The organism is Marinomonas balearica, from assembly GCF_004362145.1.
Taxonomy (GTDB): domain Bacteria; phylum Pseudomonadota; class Gammaproteobacteria; order Pseudomonadales; family Marinomonadaceae; genus Marinomonas; species Marinomonas balearica.
The window spans coordinates 1-16,040 of sequence record NZ_SNXC01000012.1 but is presented as its reverse complement, the minus strand read 5'-3'; the positions used below and the strand labels follow the sequence as shown (position 1 = coordinate 16,040).

16 protein-coding genes are annotated in these 16,040 nt (G+C 44.6%); 12 read left to right on the top strand and 4 right to left on the bottom strand.

Annotation, left to right across the window (positions count from 1 at the left end):
- Nucleotides 1-11 precede the first annotated feature (11 nt).
- Together fabB and fabA are read right to left on the bottom strand one after the other, a co-directional pair.
- Entirely contained in the window at nt 12-1,226 is a 1,215-nt protein-coding gene (fabB, locus tag DFP79_RS09805; RefSeq protein ID WP_133503789.1) for a beta-ketoacyl-ACP synthase I, read from the bottom strand.
- A 21-nt stretch (nt 1,227-1,247) separates the two neighbouring features.
- On the bottom strand, nt 1,248-1,763 hold the full coding sequence (gene fabA / locus DFP79_RS09800; protein WP_013659495.1) for a 3-hydroxyacyl-[acyl-carrier-protein] dehydratase FabA: 516 nt from the start codon (nt 1,761-1,763) through the stop codon (nt 1,248-1,250).
- Between the two features lie 283 nt (nt 1,764-2,046).
- Here fabA and DFP79_RS09795 point away from each other — a divergent pair, with 283 nt between their 5' ends.
- Nucleotides 2,047-2,931: an alpha/beta fold hydrolase gene (locus DFP79_RS09795; RefSeq protein WP_133503788.1), complete on the top strand. Its 885-nt coding sequence runs from the start codon at nt 2,047-2,049 to the stop codon at nt 2,929-2,931.
- A 49-nt stretch (nt 2,932-2,980) separates the two neighbouring features.
- Here DFP79_RS09795 and ispB read toward each other — a convergent pair whose 3' ends face one another.
- Nucleotides 2,981-3,970, bottom strand: coding sequence for an octaprenyl diphosphate synthase (ispB, locus tag DFP79_RS09790; protein WP_133503787.1), 990 nt, complete (start codon nt 3,968-3,970; stop codon nt 2,981-2,983).
- Nucleotides 3,971-4,273: 303 nt separating this feature from the next.
- On the opposite strand from ispB, the gene rplU reads away from it, so the two are divergent.
- The 5 genes from rplU (at nt 4,274) to DFP79_RS09765 (ending at nt 7,720) form a co-directional block, all read left to right on the top strand.
- Entirely contained in the window at nt 4,274-4,582 is a 309-nt protein-coding gene (gene rplU, locus DFP79_RS09785; protein ID WP_133503786.1) for a 50S ribosomal protein L21, read from the top strand.
- Nucleotides 4,583-4,614: 32 nt separating this feature from the next.
- Nucleotides 4,615-4,872: a 50S ribosomal protein L27 gene (rpmA, locus tag DFP79_RS09780; protein WP_013659499.1), complete on the top strand. Its 258-nt coding sequence runs from the start codon at nt 4,615-4,617 to the stop codon at nt 4,870-4,872.
- Nucleotides 4,873-4,981: 109 nt separating this feature from the next.
- The gene (cgtA, locus tag DFP79_RS09775) at nt 4,982-6,172 is read left to right on the top strand and encodes an Obg family GTPase CgtA (RefSeq protein ID WP_133503785.1); all 1,191 of its coding nucleotides are present in this window, start codon (nt 4,982-4,984) and stop codon (nt 6,170-6,172) included.
- 39 nt (nt 6,173-6,211) lie between these two features.
- The gene (proB, locus tag DFP79_RS09770; RefSeq protein WP_133503784.1) at nt 6,212-7,336 is read left to right on the top strand and encodes a glutamate 5-kinase; all 1,125 of its coding nucleotides are present in this window, start codon (nt 6,212-6,214) and stop codon (nt 7,334-7,336) included.
- A gap of 15 nt (nt 7,337-7,351) precedes the next feature.
- On the top strand, nt 7,352-7,720 hold the full coding sequence (locus tag DFP79_RS09765; protein ID WP_133503783.1) for a diacylglycerol kinase: 369 nt from the start codon (nt 7,352-7,354) through the stop codon (nt 7,718-7,720).
- Nucleotides 7,721-7,794: 74 nt separating this feature from the next.
- Here DFP79_RS09765 and rpsT read toward each other — a convergent pair whose 3' ends face one another.
- Complete coding sequence (gene rpsT, locus DFP79_RS09760) at nt 7,795-8,058, bottom strand: 30S ribosomal protein S20 (RefSeq protein ID WP_133503782.1); 264 nt, start codon at nt 8,056-8,058, stop codon at nt 7,795-7,797.
- Nucleotides 8,059-8,374: 316 nt separating this feature from the next.
- Between rpsT and murJ the strand changes: the two genes are divergently transcribed.
- From murJ to ispH, 6 genes are all read left to right on the top strand, one after another.
- Entirely contained in the window at nt 8,375-9,937 is a 1,563-nt protein-coding gene (murJ, locus tag DFP79_RS09755) for a murein biosynthesis integral membrane protein MurJ (protein ID WP_133503781.1), read from the top strand.
- Nucleotides 9,938-10,045: 108 nt separating this feature from the next.
- Entirely contained in the window at nt 10,046-10,975 is a 930-nt protein-coding gene (ribF, locus tag DFP79_RS09750) for a bifunctional riboflavin kinase/FAD synthetase (RefSeq protein ID WP_133503780.1), read from the top strand.
- 31 nt (nt 10,976-11,006) lie between these two features.
- Complete coding sequence (gene ileS, locus DFP79_RS09745; RefSeq protein ID WP_133503779.1) at nt 11,007-13,829, top strand: isoleucine--tRNA ligase; 2,823 nt, start codon at nt 11,007-11,009, stop codon at nt 13,827-13,829.
- Nucleotides 13,829-14,329, top strand: a complete 501-nt coding sequence (gene lspA / locus DFP79_RS09740) for a signal peptidase II (RefSeq protein WP_133503778.1) — start codon at nt 13,829-13,831, stop codon at nt 14,327-14,329. Before ileS ends, lspA begins: the two co-directional genes overlap by 1 nt.
- On the top strand, nt 14,329-14,757 hold the full coding sequence (locus DFP79_RS09735; RefSeq protein ID WP_133503777.1) for an FKBP-type peptidyl-prolyl cis-trans isomerase: 429 nt from the start codon (nt 14,329-14,331) through the stop codon (nt 14,755-14,757). Before lspA ends, DFP79_RS09735 begins: the two co-directional genes overlap by 1 nt.
- A complete protein-coding gene (ispH, locus tag DFP79_RS09730) occupies nt 14,757-15,707 on the top strand; it encodes a 4-hydroxy-3-methylbut-2-enyl diphosphate reductase (protein WP_133503776.1) in 951 nt (316 codons plus the stop codon). The genes DFP79_RS09735 and ispH overlap by 1 nt, the downstream gene beginning before the upstream one ends.
- Nucleotides 15,708-16,040: the final 333 nt, after the last annotated feature.

Here is a 16,040-nt window from a genome sequence, read left to right as displayed (position 1 = left end):
ACATTGTTTGATTAGCCTTCGTATTTTTTGAATACTAGGCTGGCGTTTGTGCCACCAAATCCAAAGCTGTTAGACATAACGTAAGTGAGATCTACGTTGTCCTGACGCTCCGTTACAACTGGAATGCCATCTGCTGCTGAGTCTAGCTCTTCAACGTTAGCAGAGGCTGCAATGAAGTTGTTTTCCATCATTAAAATGCTGTAAACCGCTTCGTGAACGCCTGCCGCACCTAGTGAGTGACCAGATAAAGATTTTGTTGAGCTGATCGCAGGGATCTTGTCACCAAATGTTTCTTTAACGGCTTGTAGCTCTTTCATGTCGCCCGCAGGAGTACTTGTGCCATGTGTGTTGATGTAGTCAATGTCACCGTCGATTGTGCTCATTGCCATTTGCATACAACGCATAGCGCCTTCGCCTGATGGTGCAACCATGTCGTAGCCGTCAGATGTTGCTCCGTAGCCTACAACTTCTGCGTAGATTTTTGCGCCACGAGCTTTCGCGTGTTCAAGTTCTTCAAGAACCAACATACCGCCGCCGCCAGCAATAACGAAACCATCACGAGTCGCATCGTATGCACGTGATGCTTGTTCTGGTGTGTCGTTACGTTTAGAAGAAAGCGCACCCATAGCATCAAACATACATGTTTGAGTCCAGCTTTCTTCTTCGCCGCCGCCTGCAAATACAACGTCTTGTTTGCCTAACTGGATTAGCTCCATAGCATTACCGATACAGTGCGCACTTGTAGAACAAGCGGATGTGATCGAGTAGTTAACACCTTTGATTTTGAAAGGTGTTGCTAGACATGCAGATACCGTGCTCCCCATGGTTTGAGTAACGCGGTATGGACCAACACGCTTAACGCCTTTTTCACGAAGTGTGTCGGCAGAATCAACAAGGTTTTGTGCAGATGCACCACCAGAGCCTGCAATTAGACCTGTGCGAACATTTGATACTTGATCTTCCGCTAACCCTGAATCAGTAATCGCTTGTTGCATAGACAAGTACGCGTAGGTTGCCGCATCGCCCATGAAGCGACGTACTTTACGGTCAATAACCGTAGCGTCAACGTCGATACGGCCGCAAATGTGACTGCGGAAACCGTGTTCTTTATAATCTTCAGCAAACTGTATACCAGATTTGCCTTCTTTTAGAGAGTTTAAAACACTCTCTTTGTCATTACCTAAGCAACTTACAACGCCTAGGCCAGTTACTACTACACGACGCATAAATCTGCCTCTTTAATATAATTAGAAGTTTTCAGTTGAAGTGAAAAGGCCGACACGCAAATCTTTTGCAGTGTAAATTTCGCGACCATCAACTTTTACGCTTCCATCTGCGATACCCATTACTAACTTACGTTCAATGACTCGCTTCAATTGAATGTGGAAGGTTACTTTTTTTGCTGTTGGTAGGATTTGGCCTGTGAATTTAACTTCGCCAGCGCCCAAAGCACGACCACGTCCTTTGTTGCCTTTCCAGCCTAGGAAAAAACCAACAAGTTGCCACATAGCATCAAGACCTAAACAACCAGGCATGACTGGGTCGCCAGGGAAGTGGCACTCGAAGAACCATAGGTCTGGGTTGATGTCGAGTTCGGCGATGATTTCACCTTTATCAAACTCGCCGCCTTCAGCGGAGATGTGGGCGATGCGATCTATCATCAGCATATTGCCAACGGGCAGTTGAGCGTTGCCCGCACCAAACATTTCGCCGTAACCGCATTTTAGTAGTTCGTCTTTTTCAAACGATGAAGCTGTAGTCATTATAGTCCTATTTCCACTTTCAGCATGTCCCTAACATAGGGAGGCTTCTTGAGTGGTCCAATTAGCAGTAATAAATTCTGACAATTATATCGATATGATGGCTTAATATGAATGTTTGGTGCTAAAAAAACCAACGATACTGATAAAAAGGTTAGAAAAATAAAGGTACAGGCGTGGCGAAGTGAGGAATGTTGTCATATTGTATCTCTCTTGAAATGTCTTTTTGTTATTTTGTTGCTTCGTTGTTATGTGTTTTGTTTATTTTTTTGGTGATTGAGAATTCATGAGTTTGACTAATTTTGAGCCTTTGAGCTTCTGTAATTTGAAGGAAGATTGGGCGTTATCTGGTTACAAGCATCACGCTAAGGGTGCGAGTAAGGCGCTCCACTTTTTGCATGGAAATGGATTCGCCGTTGGCAGTTACAGTAAGGTCATTGCACCGCTTGCACGAGACTATTCGGTTATTGCCCAAGATGCTGCTGGGCATGGAAATTCGCCAGCAGGGAAATCGTTCGTTGGTTGGAACCAAACGGCAAGCCGTTTCAATGAATCGCTCACTCAATACATTGAGCACTCAAGTTGTCCTCTCTATGGTATCGGGCACAGTTTTGGGGGGTGTATGACCTTGTTAATGAGTGTTCAAGATCCTAAGCAATTTGAGCAGCTTGTACTTTTAGACCCTGCTTTATTTCCTCCTCGTCTCATTTGGTTGCTTCGTGGGGTACGAATGGCAGGCTTGGATCATTATGTGCCATTGGCTAAAAGAACGAGAAAGCGCAGAACGCAGTGGGATTCCTACGCGCAAGTTAAAGCCAACTTTACTGGGCGGGGCATCTTTAAAGGGTGGGATGATGATTGTTTAGACGACTACATTCGCTACTCCCTGTCTTGTGATGACAAAGGGCATTATCACTTAAGTTGTTCTACTTGGATGGAGGCGGCTATTTTTTCAAGTTATCCGAAGGGGCTTTGGAAGGCGATTAAACAATTGTCAGTACCAACTCATATCGTTTATGGGAAAAATACCTATAAGTACTTTAAAGAAGCATATCGGTTAGCCGCGAAGATCAATTCAAATATAAAGCTGATTGAGGTTGAAGGTGAGCATTGCTTTATGCAGGAGCGGCCAAGCGACACTGTTGAAGTGATCCGAGACCTTTTGAAGTAAAAGGTCTCTCGATTCTTTAGAGTGTTGGTGGTCGCTTTGTGATGATGGGTTAGTTGCGGCGTTTAACCGCTGCGTTTGCCAGTTCGATAAGTGCCGATTTGTATTCAGACTCGGGCAACTCTTTAATAGCATTGATTGCTAGGCTGGCTTGCTCCATCGCCTTATTTTCAGTGTATTCAATCGCGCCGCACTCTCGAACGTCCGAAAGTATTTGCTCAAGATGATCGAGGCCACCTGTTAAAATCGCTTGTCTAACACGTGCTTGAGCGTCAGCGTTGCCATGTTTCATAGTATAGATCAGAGGAAGCGTTGGTTTACCTTCCGCAAGATCATCACCGACGCTTTTACCCATTTCTTGTGCTGTACTGACGTAGTCCATGACATCATCAATCAGTTGGAATGCGGTGCCGACATACATGCCGTAGGCTTGAAGTGCTGCTTGATGTGCTGTTGATGCATTGGCGACTACGGCGCCACATAACGCAGCGCCTTCAAAGAGTTTGGCTGTTTTGTATTGTATTACTTTTAGGTAGCCATCTTCGGTAGTATCTGGGTCGCCACAGTTAATGAGTTGTTGAACTTCGCCTTCGGAGATGATGTTGGTTGTATTGGACAATATTTCCATACAAGGGACGCTGCCAACATTAACCATCATTTGAAATGCTCGCGAATAGAGGAAGTCTCCAACGAGAACGCTGGGAGCATTGCCCCATTCTTCATTTGCTGTTTTTTTGCCTCGGCGCATATCGGATTCGTCAACGACGTCATCATGCAGCAATGTTGCAGTATGAATGAATTCAATAATGGCGGCCATTTTTACAGCGCCGCTGAGTTGAGTCTCAGAAAGGCCCTGACTGGATTGCGCTGCGCGAGCTGCTAACAACACCATAAGTGGGCGCATTCGCTTGCCGCCGTTGCTGATAATATAATATCCGATCTGCTCAATAAGTGGGATTTCACTTTTTAATTGGCTGAGAATATGGTCATTTACCTGGCTGAATTCATCAGCCACAACATCGTGAATCTTGGTGGATTGCATGGGTTTTCCGAAGCTCTGTAATCTTATGCTATTTAGCAATTGCGCAACATGCTAGGTAAGCAGGGCGATAGGGTCAACTAAAAACACGAAAAAGAACTAGAAAACTTGTGTTGCTCTTGTTTTGAGTGGTTCTCTTTTGTACAATACTGCGTCCGATTTACCCAAACTTTGCTCCCTATCATATGGTATTTCGAAATTATTTAGCGTCTTAGGTTGTCCTTTGGCGGGAAGTAGATTCGAACTTGCCACTAGAAGTAGGTCAAACTTATTCCAGTAGCCGGGTAAATCTTATTGGAGAAAAAAATGTTTGCAGTTATCAAAACCGGCGGTAAGCAATACCGTGTGCAAGAAGGTCAAACTCTTAAAGTCGAAAAACTAGCTGTTGAAGCTGGTAGTGCTGTTGAGTTCAACGACGTTCTTCTTGTTAGCAATGGCGACGACGTACAAGTTGGCGCTCCTGTTGTAGAAGGCGTTAAAGTAACAGCTGAAGTTGTTTCTCACGGCCGTGGCGACAAAGTTAAAATCTTGAAATTCCGTCGTCGTAAGCACTCTATGAAACGCATGGGTCATCGTCAGTGGTTCACAGAAGTGAAAATCACTGGTATTAACTAAGCGTTAAAGTTTTAATATTTTAGGAGTAAATCATGGCTCACAAAAAAGCTGGTGGTAGTACTAAGAACGGTCGCGACAGTCAGTCGAAACGATTAGGTGTTAAGCGTTTCGGCGGAGAAGTTGTGATCCCAGGTAACATTCTGGTACGTCAACGTGGTACTCAGTTCCACGCTGGTGAAGGTGTTCGTATCGGTAAAGATCACACTTTGTTCGCGGTTTCTGAAGGTCAGGTTAAGTTCGAAGTTAAAGGTAAATTCAAGCGTCGCACAGTTTCTGTCGTTTCTGCTTAATTTCTTTTTCGAGAAGAATGAAAAGAGCTCCGCAGCGCGGGGCTTTTTTTTTGGAAAAATTCTATAATCAGGCAATGTTTGTCTGGTAACCCTCACAAGAGGTGATGTTGTGAAATTCGTTGATGAAGCGACCATTTATGTTCGAGCAGGTAAAGGTGGAAACGGCTGCTTGAGTTTTTGGCGCGAAAAATTTGTAGCCAAAGGTGGTCCTGACGGCGGTGATGGTGGTGATGGCGGCAGTGTAGTATTAGAAGCTGACGAGTCATTGAATACTCTAATCGATTATCGATTTACTAAGAAGTATCTGTCGGAAAATGGCGAGGGTGGTCAAGGTCGTGATATGACCGGTAAGAAGGGTGAAGATCTGGTGCTTAAAGTCCCAGTCGGAACAACGATTATCGATGAAGATACAGGCGAGACGCTGGGGGATTTGACTCAAGTTGGTCAGACTCTCAAAGTGGCTCAAGGTGGTCGCCGTGGGCTTGGTAATACTCGCTTCAAATCCAGTACTAACCGTGCGCCAAGACAAACGACTAAAGGTACTCCAGGTGAAGAGCGTAACCTGAAGCTTGAAATGAAAGTACTTGCGGATGTGGGTCTGTTAGGTTTGCCAAATGCTGGTAAATCAACGTTTATTCGTTCTGTCTCTTCTGCTAAGCCGAAAGTTGCCGATTACCCATTTACGACGTTGGTTCCTAACCTTGGTGTTGTAAAGGTGAAGAAACATCAGAGTTTCGTTATTGCCGATATTCCAGGAATCATTGAGGGTGCGGCGAATGGTGCTGGTTTGGGGATTCGCTTTCTAAAGCACTTGGTTCGTAACCGTATTCTTCTACATATTGTCGATATGGCTCCTTGGGATGAAGTGACACCTGCTGAGGCAGCTGTTATTGCGGTGAATGAGCTGGAGAACTTTTCTCCGACATTGGCAGAGAAGCGAGATCGTTGGTTGATTTTGAATAAAATCGACATGGTGCCAGAAGACGAAGTTGAAGAGCGTTGTCAAAGCGTCATTGATGCGTTGAACTGGGAAGGAAAAGTTTACCGTATTTCTGCTATCTCAGGTGCTGGTACAGAGCCGCTTTGTCTGGATCTGATGACGACTCTAGAGGCGATGAAAGATCGCTTGTTGGAAGATGATGCAGCGAAACAAGAAGAGAATGATATTCGTGCCTTGATCGACGAAGAAGGGCGAGATCGTATTCGTCTGTTACGAGAAAGTCGTCGCCGTAATTCGCAAGATGACGATGACGATTATGATGAAGACGATTATGATGTAGATGTTGAGTACGTGCGTTAACAGAGTACTGCTCAAGTTGTCGGAGAGTAGAGTAGAGAGATGGTGATCAGAGAGGAAATTGCAAAGGCGCAACGTGTCGTTGTAAAAATTGGCAGTGCGTTGCTGACTAACGATGGGCAAGGCCTAGATGTAGACAGTATTGGTAGTTGGGTTGAGCAAATTGCCATGTTAAGAAAGCAGGGCAAAGAAGTTGTGCTGGTCTCTTCTGGTTCTATCGCTGCAGGCATGAAGCGACTGGGCTTTCTCTCTCGACCGACACAAGTAAATGAGCTTCAAGCTGCTGCCGCTGTGGGGCAGATGGAGCTTGTGGGTGTGTATGAATCCCATTTCGAACGATTTGGGTTGAATACTGCTCAGATATTGTTGACGCACGATGATTTGTCTAACCGTCGGCGTTATTTGAATGCGCGATCTTCACTGAGAACGCTGGTAGGACTTGGTGTGGTGCCTATAGTTAACGAAAACGATACTGTTGTGACAGACGAAATTCGTTTTGGTGATAATGACACGTTGGGGGCACTTGTTACCAATTTGGTTGAAGCGGATTTGTTGCTTATTTTAACGGACCAAAATGGACTTTATGATAAAAACCCAAGAGATCATAAAGATGCAACATTAATATCGCATGCTTCTGCTTCTGATGACACGCTAGAGTCGATGGCAAGTGGTGGTGCAGGAGTGCTTGGTAGTGGAGGTATGCTTACCAAGGTTCGAGCTGCGAAACTTGCTGCTCGTTCAGGTGCGCATACACTGATTGCGTCGGGTCGTGAAAAAGATGTGATAGTGCGCACGGTCTCAGGTGAGAAACTCGGGACTTGGTTGTTGCCTGATTTCACGCCTATTGCTGCGCGAAAGCAGTGGTTGGCTGGGCACCTTAAGAGTCGTGGGGCTTTGATACTGGATGATGGTGCAGTAAAAGCACTGCGTAAGCAGGGTACTAGCCTTTTGCCTGTTGGTGTGAAAGACGCTGAAGGATCGTTTGCACGAGGTGATATGGTGCTTTGTGTTGATGAGCAAGGTGACTTGGTTGCGCGTGGTTTGGTTAATTACAGTATTGCAGAGACGCTGAAGCTTCTTGGGAAGCCATCGTCTAAACGGGGTGATATTTTGGGCTATGAGGGTGAGCCTGAATTAATTCACCGTGATGATTTGGTGATCATATAAATAGCAGAGGATTCAATGGCTAAGCCTGGAAAAACTGGATTTGAGCGTGTGATGGATGCGTCGAAGTATTCTTGTCAGGGGTTAAAGGCGCAATGGCATCACGAGGCAGCCTTCCGTCAGGAGGTAGGTTTGTTTTTATTGGCGGTCCCGCTTGCCTTGTGGCTGGGGGATTCTGCGTTGGAAATCGCGTTAATGATTTTCAGTATCAGTCTTATTTTGATTGTTGAGACATTGAACTCAAGCGTTGAGGCGATTGTTGACCGAATTAGTCATGAGCATCATGAGCTTTCTGGGCGTGCAAAAGATTTAGGTTCAGCAGCTGTTATGTTGGCTGTTATTCAGGCTGCGGTAGTTTGGGGGCTGATAGTGCTCTTTGGAAGCTAAAGGCTTAGCAAATGTTTTGGATCTAAGAATTTTACATATAAAAAAACCGGCTAGCGCCGGTTTTTTTATAACTATTAGCCTAGTGCTTTGATCTTAGCACTCAAGCGGCTCTTATGACGAGCTGCCTTGTTTTTATGGTATAGGCCTTTGTTTGCTGCTTTGTCTAGTTTAGACGTTGCTGCAACGTAAGCTGCTTGAGCTTCAGCTTGGTTGCCTGCTTCAATAGCTGCATCTACTTTTTTCAAGTATGTGCGCACCATAGAGCGCAGGCTACCATTGTGAGCGCGACGCTTGATCGCCTGGCGCGCACGTTTTCTTGAACCGGCGGAGTTTGCCACAGTCTGGCTCCTTCAAATCTTTATAAAATGAAACAATACAACACGTCGTGTATTGTGAAATTGATGTCAAGTTTAACTTGAAAATCTCGCGGCGGATTGTACCAGTTTTTGCGCTTGCAGCAACCCCATTATATAAATAATAGGCAAAATGGTGATTTTTTGAGCTGTAATGTGGTGGCGCGAATGCTATTCTAAATCGCCTTATTTGATTTCAATTGTGCGCTGTTAGCATGATGACGGGGCAAACTATTGAATGAAAAGCGCACGAATTCATCATTGCATCCCTGAATTATCTATTAGTTAAGCATACTTATTTATGTCCCAGACGACAGTCATACCGAAAAAATCTCTTTTGCGATCCAGTGCTCTTGTGTCTCTATGTACTTTACTTTCCCGTATATTGGGGTTGGTTCGTGATGCTGCTTTTGCCTCTGTTCTCGGAGCCAGTGGCAGTGCTGATGCCTTTTATGTGGCGTTTAAAATTCCTAACTTCTTTCGTAGGTTGTTTGCAGAAGGTGCCTTTGCTCAGGCGTTTGTCCCTGTGCTCAGTGATTATCGGGTCAATCATACAAAGGAGGAGGTGCGAGAGCTGATAGGTGCCGTAACGGGATCGCTGGCTTGTGTCTTGTTGGCCATTACAGCAGTGTTTATGGTTGCAGCACCGTGGGTGGTGTATGTTTTTGCTCCGGGGTTTATCGATAATCCCGCTCAATCAGCTATTGCCTCAGATTTGTTAACGATTACGTTTCCTTATTTATTGTTTATCTCTTTAACTGCGTTAGCAGGAAGTATATTAAATTCGCATGGTGAGTATGGCGTACCTGCTATTACACCGATTTTTTTGAACGTGTCGCTGTTGGTTGCGACATTGTATTTTGCAAAAGAAGCGGCAGTTGCTGAAACTGCGGTGGCTTGGGGTGTTTTTTTTGCAGGACTTATTCAGCTACTTTTTCAAATCCCTTTTTTGGCAAAAATGAAGTTGATCGCGCGTCCGCGTATAGGGTTTAGTCATCCAGGTGTTAAGCGCATTTTGCTGTTGATGGGGCCGGCGTTGTTTGGCGTGTCAGTAGGTCAAATTAACTTGTTGTTAGATACGGTGTTGGCGTCTTTTTTAGAAACGGGTTCTATTACTTGGCTGTATTTGTCTGATCGACTGTACGAATTGCCTTTAGGTTTGTTTGCCATTGCAATCAGTACGGTCATCTTACCTTCTTTATCTCGTAGTTTTGCTGCCGAAAATAGCGGTAAGTTTGTAAATACGCTCGATTGGGGGCTTAGAGTGTTGTTGGTGATTGCGTTGCCTTCGTCAGTTGCGTTGTTTTTTCTGGCAGAGCCGCTGATCGCTACTATTTTCTATCGCGGAGAGTTAACGGCAAATGATGTGCAGATGGCAGCTTTGAGTTTGCAGGCTTATTCGGTTGGGCTTGTATTTATGATGCTAATCAAGGTGTTGGCGCCGGGTTATTACGCTCGTCAGGATACTAAGACGCCGGTGCGCATTGGTATTATTGCTATGATTTCAAACATGGTCTTCAATTTAATTTTAGTGTGGCCATTTGGGCATGTCGGTCTTGCGCTTGCTACTAGTTTGTCAGCAGGGCTGAACGCTTTTCTATTGTGGAGAGGGCTGGCAAAAGACGCATACTTCGTGTGGCATCGCCGTTGGTTGAAGCATATTGTTGCGCTTGTTATGGCTTGTGGTGTGTTAGCTGGGTGGATTTATTTTTATCAGCGGCAAGGCGTTGATTGGCTTCAGCTGCATGATATGCAGCGTGTTGGTCATGTGGCGGTGTTGGTTGTTGTTGGAGTGGCTCTCTATGGTTGTTCTTGTATTCTATTCGGTCTTAGAGTTAAGGATCTAAAAGTAGCTGCGGGGTGATCTACCTTTGAGTAGCTGAGTACTATATAATTCCGGTTATTTTTTCGACGCAGGTCAAAATGGTTGGCTTGTCTGTTGTCGAGTGGTTGATTCAGCATCAGAGGTTTTATGGAGCTAATTAGGGGTATTCACAATATCCGCTCTAAACATCAGCGTGGCGTACTTACGATCGGGAACTTTGATGGCGTGCATTTAGGTCATCAAACGATTCTGTCTCGTGTAAAGTCTCTTGCTAAGCAATATCAATCGCCTGCAGGTGTTATGGTTTTTGAACCTCAGCCGCGCGAGTTTTTTGCGCCTGAGTCTGCTCCTGGCCGTATTACTCGTATGCGAGATAAAATTGAGCTGTTGAAAGAACAAGGTATTGACTATGTATTATGCCTTCCGTTTAACAATAAGTTGCGTAATCTAGATGCGTCGGAGTTTTGTCGTCTCATATTAAAAGATGGCCTACATATTCGTCATTTGGTTGTAGGTGATGACTTTCGATTTGGTTGTGATCGACAGGGGGATTTCAATTACTTGTCTCGCTTCGGTGAACTGAGCGATTTTGAGGTTGAGAATACATCTTCAGTGCTATCGCAAAATAATGAGCGAATTAGCAGTACCTTGGTTCGACAACAACTTGAGTCAGGTCAATTTGATGCCGCCGTTCGTTCCATGGGGCATTCTATGGTGATGGGCGGACGTGTCATTGGTGGCAAGCAGCTTGGCCGAACGATAGGTTTTCCAACGGCGAATGTGCATCTGAAAGGATGTGAACCCGCATTACGTGGTGTTTATGCGGTGACTATGACCGTCGATGGCCTTAAGCATCAAGGTGTCGCTAACGTGGGTGTTCGTCCTACGGTAAATGGTAAGCACCCATTGTTGGAAGTACATGTATTTGATTTCAGTGGAGACCTTTACAATAAGTATGTCTCTGTTGAGTTTAATTGTTTTATTCGACCAGAACGAAAAATGTCTGGGTTAGATGAGTTAGAAAAACAAATTCAGTGTGATAAAGAGGAAGCTCAGCGCTTCTTCTGCAATCTGTGAACGATGATCTTTGAGGATAAGTTAACAAACCATGAGTGATTATAAACCAACGTTGAATTTGCCGAACACGGGCTTTCCGATGCGCGGTGATTTGGCAAAACGTGAGCCTGCAATGCTTAAACGCTGGCAGGATATGGATCTATATAACAAAGTACGTGAAGTCAGTGCGGGCCGTAAGCCTTTTATTCTTCATGATGGTCCTCCATATGCCAACGGCAGCATCCATATTGGTCACGCGGTTAACAAAATCCTCAAAGATATTATTGTTAAGTCTAAAACTGTAAGTGGATACGATGCCCCCTATATACCTGGTTGGGATTGTCATGGTTTGCCCATTGAGCACAAAGTGGAGCAGATGATTGGTAAGGCCGGCGATAAGGTGTCTTTCAAAGAGTTTCGTGCAAAGTGCCGTGAATACGCTTACTCACAGATTGAAGAGCAGAAAAAAGATTTTATCCGTTTAGGTATTCAGGGTGATTGGGAAAATCCTTACCTGACTATGAATTTTGAAACGGAAGCTAACATTGTTCGAGCTTTAGGCAAAATCGCTGAAAACGGTCATTTGGTAAAAGGCTTTAAGCCTGTTTACTGGAGTGTGGTTGGTGGTTCGGCTTTGGCGGAAGCTGAAGTGGAATATCAAGACAAAACGTCTCTGTCATTAGATGTGCGTTATGCTCCTCAAGACCAAGCTGCGTTCTTAGCAAACTTCTCTGAAGTCGAGGGAGAAGGCGATGTATCGGTTGTTATCTGGACGACCACTCCTTGGACTCTACCAGCGAGTCAGGCGGTTTCTGTTCACCCAGAGTTTAGTTACGCCTTAGTCGAAGTCGATATGGGGCAAGGTACAGAGCGTTTGGTGCTTGCAGAAGACATGGTGCAAGGCATCATGCAGCGTTATGGGCAAGAGAGCTATCGAATAGTTGGTCGTGCATTTGGTAAAGACTTGAATGGTTCTGTTTTGAATCATCCATTTGTTAAGCGTGATATCCCAATGATTTTGGGTGAGCACGTTACCACTGAAGCAGGTACAGGTTGTGTTCATACTGCACCAGATCATGGTGTGGATGACTTTAACGTTGGTCGTGCAAACGGTCTTGGTACGATTAATTTAGTACAAGATAATGGAGTCTACTCCGAAGCAGCTGGTGAGTTTGCCGGTATGCATGTGTACAAAGTTGACGGTGCGATACTAGACGCATTGAACGCGAATCAAGCGTTGGTCTTTGAATCCAAAATTTTCCACAGCTATCCGCATTGTTGGCGTACTAAAACGCCGTTAATCTTCCGTGCGACTCCGCAATGGTTTGTCAGTATGGACGAGAAGGGGTTGTTGGATTCTGCAAAAGACGCTGTAAAAGGTGTGAAGTGGACGCCAAGCTGGGGACAAAACCGTATGGAAGGGATGTTGAATAACAGCCCGGACTGGTGTGTATCTCGTCAGCGTACTTGGGGGGTTCCAATTGCTCTTTTCATTGACAAAGAGACTCAAGAGTTACATCCAGAAACGCCTCGTTTAATTGAAGAAGTTGCGAAGCGTATTGAGAAAGAAGGCATTGATGCATGGTTTGAACTGGATGCCGCTGAATTGCTTGGCGCCGATGCCGAGAAGTACAGTAAAGTGACAGACACTTTGGATGTGTGGTTTGATTCTGGTGTGACGCATTACTCTGTCATTGACCAGCGCGAAGAGCTAAGTTTTCCAGCAGATTTATATCTTGAAGGGTCTGACCAGCATCGTGGTTGGTTCCAGTCGTCACTTAAAACGTCGATCGCCATCCGTGGTGTGCCGCCGTATAAAGGTGTGTTAACTCATGGTTTCACGGTAGATGGCGATGGCCGTAAGATGTCTAAATCTTTAGGCAATGTGGTATCGCCTCAAAAAGTAATGAGTACGCTTGGTGCGGACATTATTCGATTGTGGGTTTCTGCAACAGATTACACCGGTGAAATGACGGTTTCCGATGAAATATTGAAACGAGTCGCAGACTCTTATCGTCGTATTCGAAATACAGCTCGTTTCATGTTGGCGAACTTGAACGGCTTTAATCCTGCAACAGATATGGTTGAGAGCGATAAGATGATCGCGCTAGATCGTTGGATTGTTGATCGTGCGGCGCAGTTACAAAAAGAAATTGGTGAGGCTTACGACGAATATCAATTCCACACAGTGAACCAGAAAATTCAAAATTTCTGCTCTGTGGATTTGGGCGGTTTCTATCTGGATGTTATTAAGGATCGTCAATATACAACTCAGCCAGATAGCTTGGCACGTCGTTCAGCTCAAACTGCTTTGTATCATATTGTTGAAGCCTTCACGCGTTGGATTTCTCCGATTCTAAGTTTTACTGCTGATGAAATTTGGCAATCTCTTCCTGGAGAGCATGGCGAGTCTGTTTTCCTTGAAACGTGGTATGAAGGGCTGACTGAGTTGACTGGCGAGGAAGAGTTTGGCCGTGAATTCTGGAAGCAAGTGCTTGAAGCGAAAGTTGCTACAAATAAAGTACTAGAAGCCGCTCGTAATGACGGTAAGATCAAAGCAAGCTTGAGTGCTGAGATTACACTCTTCTGTGACGACAACTTAAAATCTTTGCTTGATAAATTAGGTGAAGAGCTGCGTTTTGTATTGATTGCGTCTGACGTTAAAGTTCAGCCTTTGTCAGAAGCAACTGAAAATGCAGTTGAATCTGAGTTGGAAGGTTTGAAAGTGGCAGTTGTTATTAGCTCTAGTGAAAAATGTGTTCGTTGTTGGCATCATCGCGAAGAGGTGGGCAAACATGAAGCTCACCCAGAGTTGTGTGATCGTTGCGTAAGCAACCTACCTGAAGGAGAGGGAGAGCAACGCCTCTACGCCTAATGATGAAAAAAGCATGGCAACAGGCTCGCCTATGGTGGGCCGTTGCTTTGATTGTATTTGTATTGGATTGGATAACCAAACAAGCGATTGAAGCAAGCTTACATTATGGGCAAGAGATCGCTATTTTGCCTTTTTTTGACCTGACTCTTCGTTATAACACTGGTGCGGCATTTAGCTTTCTTGCTGGTGCTGGTGGGTGGCAGCGTTGGTTTTTCTCTTTGATTGCGGCGGCTGTTGTCATTGGCATCAGTTGGCGATTAATCAAGATTGGTAAAACGCTTGTAATGGAATCGTTGGCTCTTGCTCTTATTATGGGTGGCGCGGTCGGTAACTTATATGATCGTCTGGTTTATGGTCATGTGGTTGATTTTATTCAGGTGCATTGGCAAGGCGCGTGGTACTTCCCCGCTTTTAATATTGCTGATTCAGCAATTACATTAGGGGTTATAGTGATGCTGTTTGATGGCTTTTTCCCCCAACGCCAACAAGGTGATAAGTAATGACGGTAATAACCGAGAACAGTAAAGTAACGTTGTTTTTTGAACTGTCATTGGAAGATGGTCAAATTGTAGATTCTAATTTTGATAAAGTGCCTGCGACCTTTGAATTTGGTGATGGGAGTTTATTGCCTGAATTTGAAGCTGTGTTGCTTGGTTTGAAAGTGAAAGATTCCCGATCCTATAGCATGTCTCCTGAAAAAGCATTTGGGGCACATAATCCAAGTAATGTGCAGACGATTTCTCGTGATCAGTTTGAGATGGATATAGAGCTTGGGATGGTTGTTTCTTTTGCGGATGCAAATAAAAATGAATTGCCGGGTGTAATTGCGAGTATAGATGAGCAATCTGTAGATGTAGATTTTAATCATCCTTTGGCGGGTCGTACTCTTACTTATAGAGTTGAAATTGTTGCGGTTGAGGAAATATAGTGGGCTTTTCAATTCAATTAGCTAACCCAAGAGGTTTTTGTGCGGGAGTGGACCGTGCTATTGATATTGTGAACCGGTGCTTGGATTTGTTTGAGGCGCCTATCTATGTCCGTCATGAAGTGGTTCACAATAAGTTTGTTGTTGAGTCGTTAAAAGAGCGCGGTGCCATCTTTGTTGATGAGTTGGATCAAGTGCCTGATGATAAAATAGTTATCTTTAGTGCTCATGGCGTATCTCAGGCTGTTAAGGCTGAGGCAGATCGTCGTGGATTAAAAGTATTTGATGCGACATGTCCGCTGGTGACTAAGGTGCATTTAGAAGTTGTGCGTTATGCTCGCGACGGAATGGAGTGTGTATTAATAGGTCATGATGGGCACCCTGAAGTTGAAGGTACGATGGGGCAATATGATACTTCTAAAGGCGGCGCGATTTATCTGGTTGAAAACGCCGATGATGTCGCAAACTTAAAAGTATCAGACCCAGAACAATTGGCATTCGTCACTCAAACGACGCTTTCTATGGATGACACCTCTGTCGTAATTGATGCGCTACGTCAGCATTTCCCTAGTATTCGTGGCCCGCGTAAAGATGATATTTGTTATGCGACTCAAAACCGTCAAGATGCAGTGAAAACGTTGGCATCAGAGTGTGATTTGGTTTTGGTGGTTGGCTCTGTTAACAGCTCTAACTCAAATCGCTTGCGTGAGCTTGCGGAGCGAATGCAAACAAAAGCCTATTTGATTGATAATGCGAACGAAATACAGTGCGATTGGTTAGTTGGAGTGAATTCCGTGGGGATTACTGCCGGAGCATCAGCGCCCGAGGTGTTGGTTTCGGATGTAATACAGCGTCTAGTGTCTGAAGGTGGCGAAGAGCCTAAAGAGCTGAAAGGGCAGGAGGAGAATGTATCGTTCTCTATGCCCAAAGAGCTGAGAATCGTTCAGTTATAGATTTTACTAGTCTATTGCGAATTGCTCACGAAAAAGCCCCCTTTTATTTACCACTAAATAAAAGGGGGCTTTTTGTTGTCAGAGCTTAACTAATTAAGCTTTTTAAGAAAAAACAAAATAAATAAAAAAAGTACTTGCGTAAAAAAATCTGGAAGGTAATATACGCACCCACTGACACGGACAACCACTCAGAACAACGAGTGAGACACTAAGAAGAACGCTTCTAAGTAACCGAGTTGGTACGCTCTTTAAAATAGATAATCAGATAATTTGTGTGGGCGCTCGCTGGAGACTTCTAAAAAATTAAAGTCTTTGATGAGTGAACACGTCAAT